This window comes from Paraburkholderia caffeinilytica (assembly GCF_046030355.1).
In the GTDB taxonomy this organism is placed as follows: domain Bacteria; phylum Pseudomonadota; class Gammaproteobacteria; order Burkholderiales; family Burkholderiaceae; genus Paraburkholderia; species Paraburkholderia caffeinilytica_B.
Window position 1 is genome coordinate 47,252 of the sequence record NZ_JAQQCQ010000001.1, and the last position, 16,565, is coordinate 63,816.

The window sequence follows — 16,565 nt, forward strand, 5'->3', positions numbered from 1 at the left end:
TCAGCGTATCCTTAACTCCTTTGTTTACTTTGCGTTCCCCAAGGAGATTTTTTCGTGACCGCATCGCCGGAATCCCACCGGACTGCTTCTTCAGCTGTTCCCGCGTCATCGGCTTCTTTCACCTCCGCGCCCCTCCCTGACACGCCCTATCTCGAACGCGGCACGCGGGCCTATTGGCGCGCCAGCGTCGCGCTGCTGTTCGCCGGTTACGCCACATTCTCGCTGCTGTACTGCGTACAGCCTTTGCTGCCTGCATTCTCTACGGCGTTCAGCGTGACGCCGGCACAAAGCAGCTTGTCGCTCTCGCTGACCACCGCCGCGCTTGCGCTCGCCATATTCGTGGCCGGCTTCGTCTCGGAAGGATGGAGCCGTCACAAGCTGATGACGGCGTCGCTCATGCTGTCGGCGCTGCTGACGATCGGCGTGTCGATCGCGCCGCATTGGCATCAGCTGCTCGTGCTGCGCACGCTCGAAGGCCTCGCGCTCGGTGGCGTGCCCGCTGTTGCGATGGCGTACCTCGCGGAAGAAGTGCACCCCGACGGGCTCGGTCTGGCGATGGGGCTTTACGTCGGCGGCACGGCGATCGGCGGGATGGCAGGGCGAGTGATTACAGGCATCGTCGCGGATCTTTTTTCGTGGCGCGTGGCAATCGGCACGATCGGCGTGCTCGGCATTTTGTCGATGCTCGCGTTTCGCGCGTTGCTGCCGCCATCGCGCCATTTCGTGCCGCGTCGCGGGCTCGGCTTTGCCCATCACCGCACTGCATTGCTGAAGCAATTCACGCGGCCGGGCTTGCCGCTGCTGTTTCTGCTCGGCTTCGTGTTAATGGGCAGCTTCGTCACGCTGTACAACTACATCGGTTACCGCCTGCTCGCGCCGCCTTATCTGCTGAGCCAAACGGAGATCGGTGCGATTTTCGTCGTCTATCTGACGGGCGTGATCGCCTCGCCGTGGTCGGGCCGCATGGCCGACACCTTCGGCCGAACGCGCGTACTGACCGGCAGCTTGCTGCTGATGCTATTCGGACTCGCACTCACAATGCTGCATCCGCTGGCGGCCATTGCGACCGGCATCGCCTGCGTGACGTTCGGCTTTTTCGCCGGACACTCGGTGGCAAGCGGCTGGGTCGGACGCCTCGCCAAAGAAGCCAAAGGTCAGGCGGCCGCGCTGTATCTGCTCGCGTATTACATCGGTTCGAGCGTGGTCGGTTCTTATGGCGGACACGTATGGGCGAGTGATGGGTGGAACGGGGTCGCCGGACTGGTAGGCGTGCTGCTTGTCGTCGGCCTCGTTTCGGCCACACGCTTACGTCAACGGGAACGGCTCACGGCATGAGGGACACAGTTGATCGGCTAGATGGCAACCGATCCGGGACGCAGCATGGAACCGAGCCTGCAAGAGCTGGCTCCCCGTCAGGCGAGAATCATCCGCCACGCATCGAACAGGCTTGAAAAGTAAGGCCAGTGTAAGCAAACACTTCATTTTTCAAGGCGTTTTTGCTGCAACGCGCCAATCGCTGCGGCCTTTGCGGTACTGGGTTCAGCAGCCTGCGAAGACGCGCTGCAGCGCCGCAAAACGTTGTTATGTTGATCTAAGCGTCGCCTATACTCGAATCGAACGTTGGCAGTGCATGACTCCAGAAATCGAGCCACCGCCCGCGTCAGTACTACATAAGGAGACGGGTATGACGACCTACTTCACGATTGGCGATTTCATCCTGGTCATTCCGATGGCGCTGGCCGGCGCCCTGTTTGTCGGCGCGCTTCCCTGCAAGACGGAATTTCGACACAACGTGTTACGCGTGCTTGGCGCGCTGATCGGCGTGGTGTTCGCAGTCGTGCTGGTTGAAGGCTTGCCTGCGCTGGTGTAGCGAAGTCCGGCGAAGACGGCCTGGACGCTTCGCCGATGGTCCGGTCGACTGAACGCAGTCGCTTCGGCTATTGCGCGGGAAATGCGTGCGCTTGAATTGGGTTGAAAAGAAAGCCGCCTCACGGGCGGCTTTCTTCGTTTCTACGGCGTGCTTTTACTGCGTGCCTTTTACTACATGTTGCCACGGCATGTTTCGACGCCATGCCTTTACGGCATGAAACGCCACGCGATCAGATCGCTTGATCCGTCGACGGCTTTTCCCACAGGTTAATGCCGCCTTCGGTCGCGTAGCGGTCGATCTCCGCCAGCTCTTCCGCCGAGAACGCGAGATTCTTCAGCGCACCGACGTTCTCGCGCACCTGTTCCGCACGGCTTGCGCCGATGAGCACCGACGTGACGCGCGGATCGCGCAGCGCCCAGGCGAGCGCCATCTGCGCGAGGCTTTGGCCGCGACGTTGCGCGATATCGTTGAGCTTGCGCACGTGTTCGATGTTTTGCGGACTCAGATGCTCCTGCTTCAACGAACCGCCGCCCGGCTTGTTGACGCGCGCGTCTTCCGGCACGCCGTTCAGATACTTGCCGGTGAGCAAACCCTGTGCGAGCGGCGTGAAGGCGATCGCGCCCGCCCCGACGTTCTCGAGCGTGTCCAGCAGCTCGCTTTCGATCCAGCGGTTGAGCATGTTGTACGCCGGCTGATGGATCAGCAACGGCACCTTGTACCCGGCAAGCAGCTTGGCCATTTCGAGCGTCTTGGTGGCCGAGTATGACGAAATACCGATGTACAGCGCCTTGCCCTGCTGCACGGCGCTTGCCAATGCACCGGCGGTTTCTTCGAGCGGCGTATCGGCATCGAAACGATGCGAATAGAAGATATCGACGTAATCGAGACCCATGCGCTGCAGACTCTGGTCGAGACTCGCGAGTACGTACTTCCGCGAGCCGCCGCCCTGACCGTACGGACCCGGCCACATGTCCCAACCGGCCTTCGACGAAATCAGCAGTTCATCGCGATACGGCTTGAAATCGTCTTTGAAGAGCCGGCCAAAATTGGTTTCGGCGCTGCCATACGGGGGGCCGTAGTTGTTGGCGAGGTCGAAGTGAGTAATACCCAGGTCAAAGGCCGTGCGCAGGATGTCGCGCTGCGCGGAGATCGGCGTGGTATCGCCGAAGTTGTGCCACAGGCCCAGCGACAGCGCCGGCAGTTTGAGACCCGACTTGCCGCAGACGCGGTATTGCATGTCCGAATAGCGTTCTGAAGCTGCTTCGTAAGCCATTGCTAGTGTCCTTGATGTTGAAGTCGCCCGGCGATCACGGGCGTGAGGAGATCACATGCTGCGGGAGGCGTGCAGATTTTATGTTTAGGTATGGGTGAGGCCGGACCGCTATGGTAGCCAATCGCCGTGATACGTGCAGGCGTCCAGTATGCGGGATGGACGATGGCTTGCGGCTCCCCTACACTTTGGCCGGTCAAAGCTTAACGGAGGGATGAATTCATGGCGAAGGCGATTTCAATCGCGCTGATTGTCGGCGGTATCGTGTTGTTGTATTTCGGCGGGCAGGCATTCAACTCGGTCAGCAGCGAGGTGTCTCGCGTATTTACCGGATCCCCGACCAACAAGGCGATCATGCTGATCGTGGGCGGCGTTATCGCCACGATTGCCGGCCTGACCGGGGTGGCTGTTTCCGGGCGCAAGCGGTAGAGCGCCGCGTGTTTTGCACGGCGCGGAATCAAGGGACATCCGCGCCGCATGAGGCAAAAAAACTAGAAGGCAATTTCCGGCTTGGCCGCCGAGCGGGATCCCGGCAGGGGCACATTGCTTGCCCCGTGATAAGTGAACACCAAAGAAAATTTCACCTGGTCGCTGAGATTCTTGCCCGCCGAATGCAGCGTGTTGCAATGGAAGAACACCACGTCTCCCGCCTTAAGCTCGGGCGAAACCGCGGTGCGAATCAATGCCTGATTCTCTTCCAGGTCGGAGCGGAAAAACTTCGCCTCGTCGAATCGGTCGGACGTGAAGGCCGCGCTGTGCGACTTCGGCACCAGCCACAACGCGCCGTTGTCGACCGTTTCCGACCCGACAGCGAGCCACACGGACACCAGGTCGTCGCGTTCGAACGACCAATACCTCACGTCACGATGCCAGCCGGTCAAACTGCCATAAGCAGGGTGCTTGGTCATCATGCAATTGTGATGCGCTCGCGATAAGCGCGGCTCCTCGCCGAAGTACAACTCCATCCAGCCGCGAATTTCCGGCGCGGTCGCCCATTGCGCAAACTGCGGATGGCGCCCGTACGCATCCAGCAGGCGGCGAACCGTATGGCCGCCCGGCGCATGTTTGGATTCCGGTGCGCCCGGATACCGCAGATCTGCTTCGAACTCGATCGGCGCCGCCGCTTCCTGCAGCTGGCGCTCTGCAATCTGCTTCAGTTCAGCGCAACGCTCAGGAGAAACCAATCCCGGCACAACGACAAATCCTTGCTCCCGCAACGTTTGAATCTGTTCTTTCTTCGAGTGAAGTGACATGGTGTTCCGTTACTTTCGACTGACCGATGCTCGATTGTAAAACGGGCGCGATCGGACTGTGCGCTGTTTCGCCTTTCGAGAGGCCAGGGCCTTACGCACTACTTTCACGCGAAACGGCTGGTGACACGGCACGCTGTCAGGGCAAGCACGCACGAAAATCGACCGCAAAGGGCGCGACCCCGCGAGCACGCACATCGTACTGCCCCCGTAAAAACCCGTATTCGCAGGGTAAAAACCGACTTTCTGACGTCATGAATCGCGTGTACGCTGAACACATGTTGATCGCTCTTCCCGCACTTTTGCGGCGCGCACAGGCCACCAGGGCCGATTCCGCCGCCCTCCGTGTTCTTTCCCGTCGAATTCCGGGCTTTCGCGCCGTCCATCGCGACACCGCCGTTGGCACATTTGGTGCTCATTCTGGCGCACCCTCCGTCGCGCGACACGCTGCCTACTTGTGAAGCCATGCATACTCTTCTGAGCACCCGTCTTACCCGCGCCGCACTGAAAGCAGCGCGGCCGACGCGCCGTCACGTCGTGCGCGCGCTGCGTCACCATGCCACCCGCACTCGCGCATTAGGCGAACAATGGCGCGAAGCCAAAGCGGTCGACGGCATTCGCACCTGGTTCCATACCTTCTTCTCCGCGCTGCGTCTGCAAGGCAGCGCGCGTCGTTTTTCGCTGCGGACGCTGCTGCGCAAACCGACGCCGCTGCGCCTCACCGCAACACGTAATGCGCCGGTCGCCACGCCTCAAAACACGAGCCGTCGCCCGCGCCGGATGTCGACGAGCGGCAGCACCGGCTGGTTTGCGTTCGCCTTCGCGTTTGCTAGCCGGTAAATGAATCGCGGCTGAACGGCTAACGAGCCGTTCAGCGTCGTGGCACCGCGCGCCAGCCTTGAACAGCGGGCGCCACGCCCTCGGTCAAGCTGTAAAGCGTGCATGCCGCAAGGGTGTCAATGCTGCTATCGCCTCACGGTACAGCGCGCGCCTCCGACGAAGACCATAAAAAAAACCCGCACGGCTTGCGCCGGCGGGGTTTTTTGCTGAAGCGGACTGCGTGCGCTTATTCGGCCAGCGCAGCGACCGGTTCAGTGCCGGCCGCCTCTGCGAGTATCAGTGCCTTGTCCGTAGCTTCCCACGTGAATTCCGGCTCTTCGCGGCCGAAGTGCCCGTAGGCCGCGCTCTTCTCATAGATCGGGCGCAGCAGGTCGAGCATCTGGATGATGCCCTTCGGACGCAGGTCGAAATGCTCCAGCACCAGCTTCGTGATCGTCGCATCCGACACGCGGCCCGTGCCGAACGTGTTGACCATGACCGAAGTCGGCTGGGCAACGCCAATTGCGTACGAAACCTGAATCAGGCAGCGCGACGCCAAGCCAGCCGCCACGATGTTCTTCGCGACATAACGGCCGGCATAAGCCGCCGAACGGTCGACCTTCGACGGATCCTTGCCCGAGAACGCGCCACCGCCGTGCGGCGCCGCGCCGCCGTACGTGTCGACGATGATCTTGCGGCCCGTCAGACCGCAATCGCCTTGCGGGCCGCCGATCACGAACCGGCCGGTCGGGTTCACCAGGAACTTGATGTCGCCCTTGATCAGGTCAGCCGGTAGCGTCGGCTTGATGACTTCTTCGATCACGGCTTCGCGCAGCGTAGCCAGATCGATATCCGGCGAATGCTGGGTGGAGAGCACGACCGTGTCGATTGCATGCGGCTTGCCGTCGACATAACGCACGGTGACTTGCGACTTCGCATCCGGGCGCAGCCAGGGCAGACGGCCGTCGCGGCGCAGATTCGCCTGACGCTCCACCAGACGGTGCGACAGGTGGATCGGCAACGGCATCAGTTCCGGGGTTTCTTCGCACGCGTAACCGAACATCAGGCCCTGGTCGCCGGCGCCTTGATCGAGGTTGTTGTCGTGCGCGCGGTCCACGCCTTGAGCGATGTCCGGCGATTGCTTGTCGTACGCCACCAGCACCGCGCAGCCGCGGTAGTCGATACCGTAATCGGTATTGTCGTAGCCGATGCGCTTGATCGTGTTGCGCGCGACCTGGATGTAATCGACGTTCGCGGTGGTGGTGATTTCACCGGCCAGCACGACGAGACCCGTGTTGCACAGCGTTTCGGCTGCAACACGCGAATACTTGTCCTGGGTCAGGATGGCGTCGAGGATGGCGTCCGAAATCTGATCCGCGACTTTGTCGGGATGGCCTTCGGACACAGATTCGGAAGTGAAGAGATAATCGTTTGCCACGTTGCAGACTCCTGTTTTGTGGTTACGGTTGAGTTTCACGTAGCCAGCTTCGGGAGCCTTGAAGCGGCGACGCTTTAGCGGATTACCTTACCGGCAGAGGGCCTATCCCATGGATCGCACCCGCCAGCTTCGCCCCGCAAGTTGTCTATTAACTCGGCGAAGCCCTTATTATAGCGACTTCCTTTGATTGTCACAGAGTGATCACCCGTGGTGTATTTCGACCCGTCTTCAGGTTTCTTGAGCAAAGCGTCGCTCGACGCCCTACACGGAGGGGCGGCATGCTGAGTCGTCTTGGTGCCCACCTGGCCATTGGACTGCTGAAATTTCTGGCATTGCTGCCATACGGTTTCGTTGCGCGACTCGGTGACGGACTGGGCTGGCTGCTCTATCAGATCCCCAGCAATCGCAAGCGCATCGTCCACATCAATCTGAGCTTGTGCTTCCCGGAGTGGAGCGCCGAGCATCGCGAAGAAATCGCGCAGAAACACTTCCGCCACGCGATCCGCAGCTATGTCGAGCGCAGCGTCCAGTGGTTCGGGTCCGCAAAGAAGCTGGAAAAGCTCGTGCAGGTGGATAGCGAGATCGATCTGAGCGACCCGGACATGCCTCCTACCCTGTTGCTCGGCGCGCATTTCGTCGGCATCGAAGCGGGCTCCGTGTTCATCAATCACGCGCTGAACCGGCAGTGCGGCGCGCTTTACCAGCCGATGTCCAACAAGGTGCTCGACGACGTGGCGATCGCCGCGCGCGGCCGCTTCGGCGCGGACATGGCAAGCCGCGCCGACAGCGCGCGCATCGTGCTGCGCTGGTTGCGCGACCGCAAGCCCGTCATGCTCGGCGCCGACATGGACTACGGCATGCGCAACTCGACGTTCGTGCCGTTCTTCGGCATACCAACGTGCACGCTGACGGCTGTCGGGCGGCTCGCCGGGGTCGGCCATGCGCAAGTGGTGCCGTTCATTGGCGAAGTGCTGCCGAACTACAAGGGCTACCGGCTGAAAGTCTTCAAGCCGTGGGACAACTACCCCACTGGCGACGACGAAGCCGACGCGCGCCGCATGAACGCCTTCCTCGAAGAGCAGATTCCGTTGATCCCCGAGCAGTACTACTGGGTGCACAAGCGCTTCAAGACCCGGCCGCCGGGCGAGCCGAGTGTGTATTGAGAGCCGGCTTCGAAAAAACGCTGGAGAGCGGAAATAATGTCGCGTTCGGCCCACCTGCAGGCGCGTCACTTACAATAGCGTGATGAAACTGAAATTCACCAAAATGCACGGCGCGGGTAACGACTTCGTCGTGCTCGACGGCTACACCCAACCGGTCAACCTGACGCCGGCGCAGGTGCGCGCGCTCGCGGACCGGCATTTCGGCGTGGGCGCCGACCAGTTGCTGCTGGTCGAGAAACCCACCGTGGACGGCGTCGATTTCAGATATCGCATCTTCAATTGCGACGGCGGCGAGGTCGAGCACTGTGGCAACGGCGCGCGCTGCTTCGTCAAATTCGTGCGCGACAGCGGCCTCACCGACAAGCGCAGCGTGCGCGTGCAAGTGCAGAACGGCGTCATCCTGCTGACCATGCAGGAAAACGGCGAAGTGCTGGTCGACATGGGCGCCCCCGTGTTCGAACCGGAGCGCGTACCGTTCGCCACCAAAGGCCTCGAAGGCCGCCGCGAAGGCACGGATACGCTCTGGCCGCTCGACGTGAACGGCGTGACGCGCTGGATTTCGGTGGTGTCCATGGGCAATCCGCACGCCGTGCAAGTGGTCGACGATGTCGAAGATTTTCCGGTTCTCGTCGAAGGTCCGGTGATCGAGCGGCATGCACGTTTCCCGCAGCGAGTGAACGCGGGCTTCATGCAGATCGTCGGCCGTAGCGAAATCAAGCTGCGTGTCTACGAACGCGGCGCCGGCGAAACGCTGGCGTGCGGCACGGGCGCGTGCGCGGCAGTCGCCGCCGGCATTCGCCGTGGGCTGCTGGATGCGCCGGTGCTCGTACACACGCACGGCGGCAAGCTGACCATCACGTGGGACAGTACGCAAGACGGCTCGCCGCTGTTGATGGCCGGCCCCGCGGCAACCGTCTTCGAAGGCGAGATCGAACTGGCCGATTGACCCGCGCCAGCGCACCACCCGATTCAACGGCCGAGCGATCGGCTCAGGAAGCACCCGACACATGGCCTCGAACGGAGGCCAACGAAGAGGCCGATGCGGAGGCCGATAAAGCGCCGGACCCGGCGGCTCTCCCACCGGCCCAGAACGCATGACCGATGCGCCGCCCGAAGGCGTCGTCCCGTAGTCCTTTAGCCGAAACCATGAACGATCGCGAAGTCGCCGAATATCTGCTCGCCAACCCCGAATTCTTCGCCGAACACGCGGAAATGCTCGCGACGATCCGGCTTGCGAACCCGCACGGCAAAGCCGCGGTGTCGCTGCAGGAACGGCAGATGGAAATGCTGCGCGACAAGAACAAGCACCTCGAACGGCGTCTGGCCGAGCTGCTGCGCTACGGCCACGAAAACGACAGCATCGCGTCGAAATTCAATCGCTGGACCATCCGCGTGATGGCCGAGCGCGATCCGTACGCGCTGCCGCGCACGATTTCCAGCGGTTTGCGCGATATTTTCGACGTGCCGCAAGCCGCGCTGCGCGTGTGGGACGTCTCCGAGCCCTACGCACAGGCTGAATTCGCGCGCCATGTCGGCGAGGAAGTGCGAATCTTCGCGAATAGCCTCACCACGCCGTACTGTGGCGCGAACACCGGCTTCGAAGCGGCGCAGTGGCTGGTGCCGGCCGTATCGGCGGTGAGCGACGACGGGGCCGCCGGCGGGACGGGCGAGTCCGCGCACGCCACGGAATCGATCGCGCTGCTCGCGCTGCGCGACCCCGAAGGCAAGGAAGAAGCGCCCACTTTCGGCCTGCTGGTGATGGGTTCGGCGGACGCACGCCGCTTCCACGACGGCATGGCGACCGATTTCCTGACGCAGATCGGCGCGTTGGCGAGCGCGGCGTTGAGCCGTCTGCTGCCGCGCTGAGCCGCCGATCCCGCTCAAGGCCATCGTGACCGACGCCGACCCGATCGCCGCTTACCTGTCGAATCTCGAACATGAGCGGCGGCTGTCGGCGCATACGCTGCGCGGCTACACCCACGAACTCGAGGAACTCAGGTTGCTGGCCAAGGGCCGGCCGCTCGAAAGCCTCACCGCGGTCGATATTCGCGGCGCGGTTTCGCGGGCGCATGCCGGCGGCCTGACGGCGCGCTCGATCAGCCATCGGCTGTCGTCCTGGCGGGCGTTTTACCGTTGGCTCGCGGGCCGCGTCGATCTGCCGGCCAACCCGGTCGCCACCGTGCGCGCGCCGAAACAGGCCAAAGCACTGCCGAAAGCGCTTTCCGTCGACGACGCCACGCGCCTGATGGAAAGCCCGCCCGCCGCGACGCCCGAAGGCCTGCGCGATCACGCGATGCTCGAACTGTTCTACTCGTCGGGCCTGCGTCTGTCTGAGCTGGTCGGTCTCGACGCCCGTTTTGCCGATGCCGATGGCTACCGCTCCGCAGGCTGGCTCAAGCTCGATTCCGCCGAAGTCGAGGTGCTCGGCAAGGGCAACCGGCGCCGCATCGTGCCGGTCGGCAGCAAGGCGCTCGACGCCTTGAACGCGTGGCTCGCGGTGCGGGATCAGATGGTCAGACACGATCCGCACCCGCTGTTTCTCTCGGCGCGTGGCAATCGGCTGTCGCCGAATGTCGTGCGTGACCGGGTGAAACGCGCGGCGCTGGTGGCCGGCATTCCCGCCAATGTGCATCCGCACGTGCTGCGGCATTCGTTCGCCACGCACGTGCTGCAGTCGAGCGGCGATCTGCGGGCCGTGCAGGAACTGCTCGGGCACGCCAGCATTACCGCCACGCAGGTCTACACCGCGCTCGATTTCCAGCATCTCGCGCACGTCTACGATCAGGCGCATCCACGCGCCAAAAAACGCGACTGATTCCGCTCTTTGCTGTTTGTTTTGCTTTTTGCGGCTTGCGGTCTCCACCTTTGCTTCATCCGCCGTGCGCTTTATCCGCGCGGCCTACTGTTCCTGCAGACACTTTGATGAATACCGTTACGCTCAAACCGTCGAAAGAAAAATCGCTGCTGCGCCGTCACCCATGGGTTTATGCCAACGCGATCGATCGCGTCGACGGCAATCCCGCTCCCGGCGCAACGGTGCTGGTGCGCGCGCACGACGGCCGCTTCCTCGCCCGCGCGGCCTACAGCCCGCATTCGCAGATTCGCGCCCGCGTGTGGAGCTTCGACGAAACCGAGCCGATCGATCATGCGTTCTTCAAGCGCCGCGTACAGCGCGCGCTCACGCATCGTCAAACGATGGTGCACAACACCGGCGCCGTGCGGCTGATTTTCGGCGAAGCGGACGGCTTGCCAGGCCTGATCGTCGATCACTACGTCGCGGAGGACGAAGGCCAGCGCAGCCAGCTGGTGTGCCAGTTCATGGCAACCGGGGTCGAAGCCTGGAAGGAGGCGATCGTCGCCGCGCTGACCGACGCGACCGGCTGCCCGAACGTCTACGAACGTTCGGACGTGTCGATTCGCCAGAAAGAAGGGCTCGAGCAGATCACCGGCGTGCTGGCAGGCGAAGCGCCGTCGGAAGCGCTGATCGCGAGCGAAAATGGCGTGCGCTATCACGTCGACGTGCGCAACGGCCACAAAACCGGCTTCTACGTCGACCAGCGCGATAACCGCCTGCTGGTGCAGGAACTGGCAAAAAATCGCGAGGTACTGAACTGCTTCTGCTACACCGGCGGCTTTTCGCTGGCGGCATTGAAAGGCGGGGCGAAGCGTGTGGTGTCGATCGATTCGTCGGGCGACGCGCTCGCGATCGCGCAACACAATGTGGCAGCCAACGGCTTCGACGCCGAGCGCGCCACCTGGCTCGACGCCGACGCGTTCAAAACCTTGCGCCGCCTGTACGAGGAAGGCGAACGCTTCGACCTGATCGTGCTCGATCCGCCGAAATTCGCGCCGTCGCGTGAACACGTGGACCGCGCCTCGCGCGCCTATAAGGACATCAACCTGACCGGCCTGAAGCTGCTGCGCCCGGGCGGCCTGCTGTTTACCTATTCGTGCTCCGGTGCGATCGACTCCGAACTGTTCCAGAAGATCGTGTCCGGCGCGGCGGCCGATGCGCGCGTCGATGCGCGAATTCTCAAGCGCCTCGGCGCCGGGGTCGACCATCCGTTGCTCACCGCCTTCCCGGAAGGCGAATATCTGAAAGGCCTGCTGTTGCAAATTGCCTGATCGCCCATAACTTCGGGGCTATTTCCCGCGTGCCGCGGAGGGGTTCGCCCCCGCCGCCAGCGCCGGCTTGACAGATATGTTTCAATATCCGGCTAGATCGGGCCCCGCGCCGTCAGGCTGCCGCACCCGGCAAACCGGATTTGCAGACACATTCGCAGCAGATTCGCGCTTTTGATTCGCGATTTAGATTCGATTACGCACAGACTCACGTAAAGGCGACCAACATGATTCCCGTCACCATCCTGACCGGCTTTCTCGGCAGCGGCAAAACCACCCTGCTCAAGCGCATCCTGAACGAAAAGCACGGTATGAAGATCGCCGTGATCGAGAACGAGTTCGGCGAAGAAAACATCGACAACGAAATCCTCGTGCAGGACACGAGCGAGCAGATCATCCAGATGAGCAACGGCTGCATCTGCTGCACGATCCGTGGCGACCTCTCACGCGTGCTGGGCGATCTGGCGGCGAAGAAGCAGTCCGGCGAACTGGATTTCGACCGTGTCGTGATCGAAACCACCGGTCTCGCCAATCCCGGCCCGGTCGCGCAGACGTTCTTCATGGACGACCAGATTGCCAACGAATTCCTGCTCGACGCGATCATCACGCTGGTCGACGCGAAGCACGCCAACCATCAACTGGACGAGCATGAAGTAGTGCAACGCCAGGTCGGCTTCGCTGATCGCCTGTTCATCACCAAGTCCGACACGGTCGACGAAAAGCACGTGGACGATCTGCGCCATCGCCTGCTGCACATGAACCCGCGGGCGGCGATCAAGCTCGTCAACTTCGGCGAGGCGGACATCAAGGAAATCTTCGACCTGCGCGGCTTCAACCTCAATTCGAAGCTCGAAATCGACCCGGATTTCCTCGCTGAAGACGAACATGCGCACAGCCATGCTCACGCGCATGACGAGCACGGCCACACCCATGCCGATCACGATCACGAAAACTGCGATCACGACCACGGCAAGTGCGACCACGAAGGCCACGACCACGCGCATCACCATCACGCGCACCATGACGACAAGATCAAATCGTTCGTCTACCGCAGTGACCGTCCGTTCGACCCGAACAAGCTCGAGGACTTCCTCGGCGGCATTCTGCAGATCTACGGCGAGCGCCTGCTGCGCTATAAGGGCGTGCTGTATATGAAGGGCGTCGACCGGAAGGTCGTATTCCAGGGCGTGCACCAGATGATGGGCAGCGATCTGGCCGCGAAGTGGCAGCCGATCGAGAAGAAAACCAACAAGATGGTGTTCATTGGTATCGAACTGCCGCAGGACCTGATCACCGACGGTCTGGACGCCTGTCTGGCGTAAGCGTCACAGATCGTCGCAAATGCCGGCTCGTGCCGTGCCGGGCAAACGGCGCGGCACGAGGAATGCTGGAGCGCGCTAATCACGAGCATGTGTCCAAGGGGGCACCGGCGGCAATTGTCTGCAGAATGCGGGAAGCAGAAGCGCCCCGAAAGCCTGCTGAAATGTCGGCTGTGTGAAAAACACGTGAAAACCCTGCTGTATTAAAGCGTGCACGACCATCGCTTTTTGACCGTGTGCGCGTTATATTTTCGGGATATCAGTGCGCCGCCGGGGATTTTCACCAGTTGCGGTGCTGGATTGTGATTCAGTTACAATACGTGCCCACTGGAGAATGACAACGAATTGCCCGGTCAGCGCGTATTCCGCGCCGGGCCTGAAACGGCGCCGGAAAATCTTATCCGGAAATCACGCCGACAATGCCGGCTGGCACAGCTCGAAAAGCGCGCTGCCGGCAAGCAATGCCTCAGGAGCATTTGAGAAACAGTTTCCAGAGGAGTTCGGCCCCGCATTGGCGTAGCGACGCCCGGCGCGTGGGCGCAAGGCGCTTCGGCGTCACCGACAGTCCATCGTCCGTGCCCGCCCAGCGATCAGCGTCCCCGTGCGCCTTTGCGGGCAATACGAAAGTGCGGGCACTATGTAAGAGTTTTGCCTCACATTGAAGAAGCAAGCCAGATGACGACGAAACGACTCTTGACTGAAGCCGAAATCCTGAAGATGAGCGACAAGGATTACATGAATGAGGATCAGCTCGCTTTCTTCAAGAACAAGCTCGAACAGCTGCAGGCGGACATTCTCCGCAATGCCGGCCAAACGACCGAAAACCTGCGCGAAACTGTAATCGTGCCGGACCCGGCCGACCGCGCAACGATCGAGGAAGAGCATGCGCTGGAACTGCGCACGCGCGACCGCGAGCGCAAGCTGCTGAAGAAAGTGCAGCAATCGATCGCACGCATCGATTCGGGCGATTACGGCTGGTGCGAAGAAACCGGTGAGCCGATCGGCATTCCGCGTCTGCTCGCCCGGCCCACGGCAACCCTGTCGCTCGAAGCGCAGGAACGCCGCGAACTGCGCCAGAAGCTGTTCGGCGATTGAACGCCTGCGGCGCGGCTTCGGCTCCGCGCCCTTTTAAGCGGCTTCGTCGAGAGGCGCACGGTGATCTGTGCGCCTTTTTTCTTTTGTGCGCCCTTCCGCACAGTCCTCCGCTCCGAATCCCGTGTTTTTGTCTTATGCCGTTTGCCGGCTCTTGATATGACCGCGCACGCCCTAAAATAAGTCGGACATGCGTTGCACGAGCGCGCGCCGGCCGGTTGATCGTTTCAGCCCTGCGCGCCGTCCGCTTCCAGGATTCATGCGGTGGTGCATTACCTTGTGCCGCCGCGTCCTACCCGTTTTGCAAAGAGGAACGCATATGGAGCAATTTCACGGCACGACGATCGTTTCCGTGCGCCGCGGCGACAAGGTCGCGCTTGGCGGCGACGGCCAGGTGACGCTGGGCAACATCGTCATGAAAGGCGGCGCGAAAAAAGTCCGGCGCATCTACAACGGCAAGGTGATGGTCGGCTTCGCCGGCGGCACGGCCGACGCCTTCTCGCTGCTCGACCGCTTCGAAGCGAAGCTGGAAAAACATCAGGGCAATCTGACCCGCGCCGCCGTCGAACTCGCCAAAGACTGGCGCACCGACCGCATGCTGCGCCGCCTCGAAGCCATGCTGATCGCCGCGGACGCCACCACCACCCTCGTCATTACCGGTAACGGCGACGTGCTCGATCCGGAAGGCGGTATTTGCGCGATCGGTTCGGGCGGCGCTTATGCGCAAGCTGCTGCGAAGGCACTCGTCGACAACACCGAGCTGTCGCCGCGCGAGATCGTGGAGAAGTCTCTGGAGATTGCCGGCGACATGTGCATCTATACGAACCATAACCGCGTCATCGAGACGATCGAGTAAGGACCCACGATGAGCACCATGACCCCTGCCGAGATCGTCTCGGAACTCGACAAGCACATCATCGGCCAAGGCCGCGCGAAGAAAGCGGTTGCCGTGGCGCTGCGCAACCGCTGGCGCCGTCAGCAGGTTGAAGATCCGCTGCGCCAGGAAATCACGCCGAAGAACATTCTGATGATCGGACCGACCGGCGTCGGTAAAACCGAAATCGCGCGGCGTCTGGCGAAACTGGCCGACGCACCGTTCATCAAGATCGAAGCCACCAAATTCACCGAAGTCGGTTACGTCGGCCGCGACGTCGACAGCATCGTACGCGACCTGATCGAAATCTCGGTCAAGCAGACGCGCGAGACGGAAATGCGCAAGGTGCGGACCAAAGCTGAAGATCAGGCCGAAGACCGTATCCTCGACATCCTGTTGCCGAGCGCGCGCCCAGTTGGTTTCGGCGCGAGTTCGAGCGCAGCGGATACGGCGGACGAAGGCAGCACCACGCGCCAGACCTTCCGCAAGCGTCTGCGCGAAGGTCTGCTCGACGACAAGGAAATCGAACTCGACGTCGAACAGCCGCAAGTGGGCATGGACATCATGGGGCCGCCGGGCATGGAAGACATGACCGAGCAGATCCGTTCGATGTTCGCGAACATCGGCGGGGGCAAGAAAACGCGCCGCAAGCTGAAGGTGAAGGAAGCGCTAAAGGTCCTCACCGACGAAGAAGCCAGCAAGATGCTCAACGACGAAGAGGTGAAAACCAAGGCGGTGCAGAACGTCGAGCAGAACGGTATCGTGTTCCTGGACGAAATCGACAAGATCGCGTCGCGCAATGAAGCGGGCGGTGGTGAAGTGTCGCGTCAGGGCGTGCAGCGCGATCTGCTGCCGCTCGTCGAAGGCACCACGATCAACACCAAGTACGGCATGGTGAAGACAGACCACATTCTGTTTATCGCGAGTGGCGCGTTTCATCTGGCCAAGCCGAGCGATCTGATTCCGGAACTGCAAGGCCGCTTCCCGATTCGTGTCGAACTGGATTCGCTGTCGGTGGGCGATTTCGAATCGATCCTGGTGTCGACGGACGCGAGCCTCGTCAAGCAATACCAGGCATTGCTGGCCACCGAAGACGTGCACCTCGAATTCGCCGACGACGGTATTCGCCGTATGGCCGAAATCGCGTATTCGGTCAACGAGAAGACCGAAAATATCGGCGCACGCCGCCTGTACACGGTGATCGAAAAACTGCTCGAAGATGTCTCGTTCGCAGCTGGTAACCACTCGGGCAAGACGGTGCAGATCGACGCTGCGTATGTGGATCGCGCGCTGAACGAAGTGGCGGAAGACGAGGATCTGTCGCGCTACGTGCTGTAAGGCTGATGTA

At 61.8% G+C, this 16,565-nt stretch carries 16 protein-coding genes; 13 read left to right on the forward strand and 3 right to left on the reverse strand.

What is annotated here, in order from left to right:
• Positions 1–54: 54 nt before the first annotated feature.
• Positions 55–1,335 (forward strand): MFS transporter, encoded by a 1,281-nt coding sequence (locus tag PQQ95_RS00190; protein ID WP_408433487.1) that lies wholly within the window; start codon positions 55–57, stop codon positions 1,333–1,335.
• A gap of 349 nt (positions 1,336–1,684) precedes the next feature.
• On the forward strand, positions 1,685–1,870 hold the full coding sequence (locus tag PQQ95_RS00195; RefSeq protein ID WP_179707336.1) for a hypothetical protein: 186 nt from the start codon (positions 1,685–1,687) through the stop codon (positions 1,868–1,870).
• Between the two features lie 229 nt (positions 1,871–2,099).
• Here the strand turns inward: PQQ95_RS00195 and mgrA are convergent, their stop codons facing one another.
• On the reverse strand, positions 2,100–3,143 hold the full coding sequence (gene mgrA, locus PQQ95_RS00200; protein WP_408433490.1) for an L-glyceraldehyde 3-phosphate reductase: 1,044 nt from the start codon (positions 3,141–3,143) through the stop codon (positions 2,100–2,102).
• Positions 3,144–3,362: 219 nt separating this feature from the next.
• On the opposite strand from mgrA, the gene PQQ95_RS00205 reads away from it, so the two are divergent.
• Positions 3,363–3,569 (forward strand): DUF3185 family protein, encoded by a 207-nt coding sequence (locus PQQ95_RS00205; protein ID WP_408433492.1) that lies wholly within the window; start codon positions 3,363–3,365, stop codon positions 3,567–3,569.
• A 62-nt stretch (positions 3,570–3,631) separates the two neighbouring features.
• On the opposite strand, the gene PQQ95_RS00210 is transcribed toward PQQ95_RS00205, so the two are convergent.
• Entirely contained in the window at positions 3,632–4,393 is a 762-nt protein-coding gene (locus PQQ95_RS00210) for a phytanoyl-CoA dioxygenase family protein (protein ID WP_408433494.1), read from the reverse strand.
• A gap of 462 nt (positions 4,394–4,855) precedes the next feature.
• Here PQQ95_RS00210 and PQQ95_RS00215 point away from each other — a divergent pair, with 462 nt between their 5' ends.
• Positions 4,856–5,230, forward strand: a complete 375-nt coding sequence (locus tag PQQ95_RS00215; RefSeq protein WP_408433497.1) for a hypothetical protein — start codon at positions 4,856–4,858, stop codon at positions 5,228–5,230.
• Between the two features lie 226 nt (positions 5,231–5,456).
• Here the strand turns inward: PQQ95_RS00215 and metK are convergent, their stop codons facing one another.
• A complete protein-coding gene (gene metK / locus PQQ95_RS00220; RefSeq protein WP_408433500.1) occupies positions 5,457–6,647 on the reverse strand; it encodes a methionine adenosyltransferase in 1,191 nt (396 codons plus the stop codon).
• A gap of 278 nt (positions 6,648–6,925) precedes the next feature.
• On the opposite strand from metK, the gene PQQ95_RS00225 reads away from it, so the two are divergent.
• From PQQ95_RS00225 to hslU, 9 genes are all read left to right on the forward strand, one after another.
• The gene (locus PQQ95_RS00225) at positions 6,926–7,810 is read left to right on the forward strand and encodes a lipid A biosynthesis lauroyl acyltransferase (RefSeq protein ID WP_408433503.1); all 885 of its coding nucleotides are present in this window, start codon (positions 6,926–6,928) and stop codon (positions 7,808–7,810) included.
• A gap of 82 nt (positions 7,811–7,892) precedes the next feature.
• The gene (gene dapF / locus PQQ95_RS00230; RefSeq protein WP_408433506.1) at positions 7,893–8,756 is read left to right on the forward strand and encodes a diaminopimelate epimerase; all 864 of its coding nucleotides are present in this window, start codon (positions 7,893–7,895) and stop codon (positions 8,754–8,756) included.
• Positions 8,757–8,956: 200 nt separating this feature from the next.
• Positions 8,957–9,676 (forward strand): DUF484 family protein, encoded by a 720-nt coding sequence (locus tag PQQ95_RS00235; RefSeq protein ID WP_408433509.1) that lies wholly within the window; start codon positions 8,957–8,959, stop codon positions 9,674–9,676.
• A gap of 25 nt (positions 9,677–9,701) precedes the next feature.
• Positions 9,702–10,625: a tyrosine recombinase XerC gene (gene xerC / locus PQQ95_RS00240; RefSeq protein WP_408433512.1), complete on the forward strand. Its 924-nt coding sequence runs from the start codon at positions 9,702–9,704 to the stop codon at positions 10,623–10,625.
• A 107-nt stretch (positions 10,626–10,732) separates the two neighbouring features.
• Positions 10,733–11,935: a class I SAM-dependent rRNA methyltransferase gene (locus PQQ95_RS00245; RefSeq protein ID WP_408433514.1), complete on the forward strand. Its 1,203-nt coding sequence runs from the start codon at positions 10,733–10,735 to the stop codon at positions 11,933–11,935.
• A gap of 224 nt (positions 11,936–12,159) precedes the next feature.
• The gene (locus tag PQQ95_RS00250; protein WP_408433517.1) at positions 12,160–13,254 is read left to right on the forward strand and encodes a CobW family GTP-binding protein; all 1,095 of its coding nucleotides are present in this window, start codon (positions 12,160–12,162) and stop codon (positions 13,252–13,254) included.
• Between the two features lie 672 nt (positions 13,255–13,926).
• Complete coding sequence (dksA, locus tag PQQ95_RS00255) at positions 13,927–14,346, forward strand: RNA polymerase-binding protein DksA (protein ID WP_012431412.1); 420 nt, start codon at positions 13,927–13,929, stop codon at positions 14,344–14,346.
• Positions 14,347–14,662: 316 nt separating this feature from the next.
• Complete coding sequence (gene hslV / locus PQQ95_RS00260; RefSeq protein WP_028197737.1) at positions 14,663–15,199, forward strand: ATP-dependent protease subunit HslV; 537 nt, start codon at positions 14,663–14,665, stop codon at positions 15,197–15,199.
• A gap of 9 nt (positions 15,200–15,208) precedes the next feature.
• Positions 15,209–16,555 carry an ATP-dependent protease ATPase subunit HslU gene (gene hslU / locus PQQ95_RS00265; RefSeq protein WP_408433520.1) on the forward strand — a complete coding sequence of 449 codons (1,347 nt, stop codon included), beginning with the start codon at positions 15,209–15,211 and terminating at the stop codon, positions 16,553–16,555.
• Positions 16,556–16,565 lie beyond the last annotated feature (10 nt).

Coding starts and splice junctions, on each gene's coding strand:
- PQQ95_RS00195 (WP_179707336.1), top strand. CDS start 1,685: ATGACGACCTACTTCACGATTGGCGATTTCATCCTGGTCATTCCGATG.
- mgrA (WP_408433490.1), bottom strand. CDS start 3,143: ATGGCTTACGAAGCAGCTTCAGAACGCTATTCGGACATGCAATACCGC.
- PQQ95_RS00205 (WP_408433492.1), top strand. CDS start 3,363: ATGGCGAAGGCGATTTCAATCGCGCTGATTGTCGGCGGTATCGTGTTG.
- PQQ95_RS00210 (WP_408433494.1), bottom strand. CDS start 4,393: ATGTCACTTCACTCGAAGAAAGAACAGATTCAAACGTTGCGGGAGCAA.
- PQQ95_RS00215 (WP_408433497.1), top strand. CDS start 4,856: ATGCATACTCTTCTGAGCACCCGTCTTACCCGCGCCGCACTGAAAGCA.
- PQQ95_RS00225 (WP_408433503.1), top strand. CDS start 6,926: ATGCTGAGTCGTCTTGGTGCCCACCTGGCCATTGGACTGCTGAAATTT.
- dapF (WP_408433506.1), top strand. CDS start 7,893: ATGAAACTGAAATTCACCAAAATGCACGGCGCGGGTAACGACTTCGTC.
- PQQ95_RS00235 (WP_408433509.1), top strand. CDS start 8,957: ATGAACGATCGCGAAGTCGCCGAATATCTGCTCGCCAACCCCGAATTC.
- PQQ95_RS00245 (WP_408433514.1), top strand. CDS start 10,733: ATGAATACCGTTACGCTCAAACCGTCGAAAGAAAAATCGCTGCTGCGC.
- PQQ95_RS00250 (WP_408433517.1), top strand. CDS start 12,160: ATGATTCCCGTCACCATCCTGACCGGCTTTCTCGGCAGCGGCAAAACC.
- dksA (WP_012431412.1), top strand. CDS start 13,927: ATGACGACGAAACGACTCTTGACTGAAGCCGAAATCCTGAAGATGAGC.
- hslV (WP_028197737.1), top strand. CDS start 14,663: ATGGAGCAATTTCACGGCACGACGATCGTTTCCGTGCGCCGCGGCGAC.
- hslU (WP_408433520.1), top strand. CDS start 15,209: ATGAGCACCATGACCCCTGCCGAGATCGTCTCGGAACTCGACAAGCAC.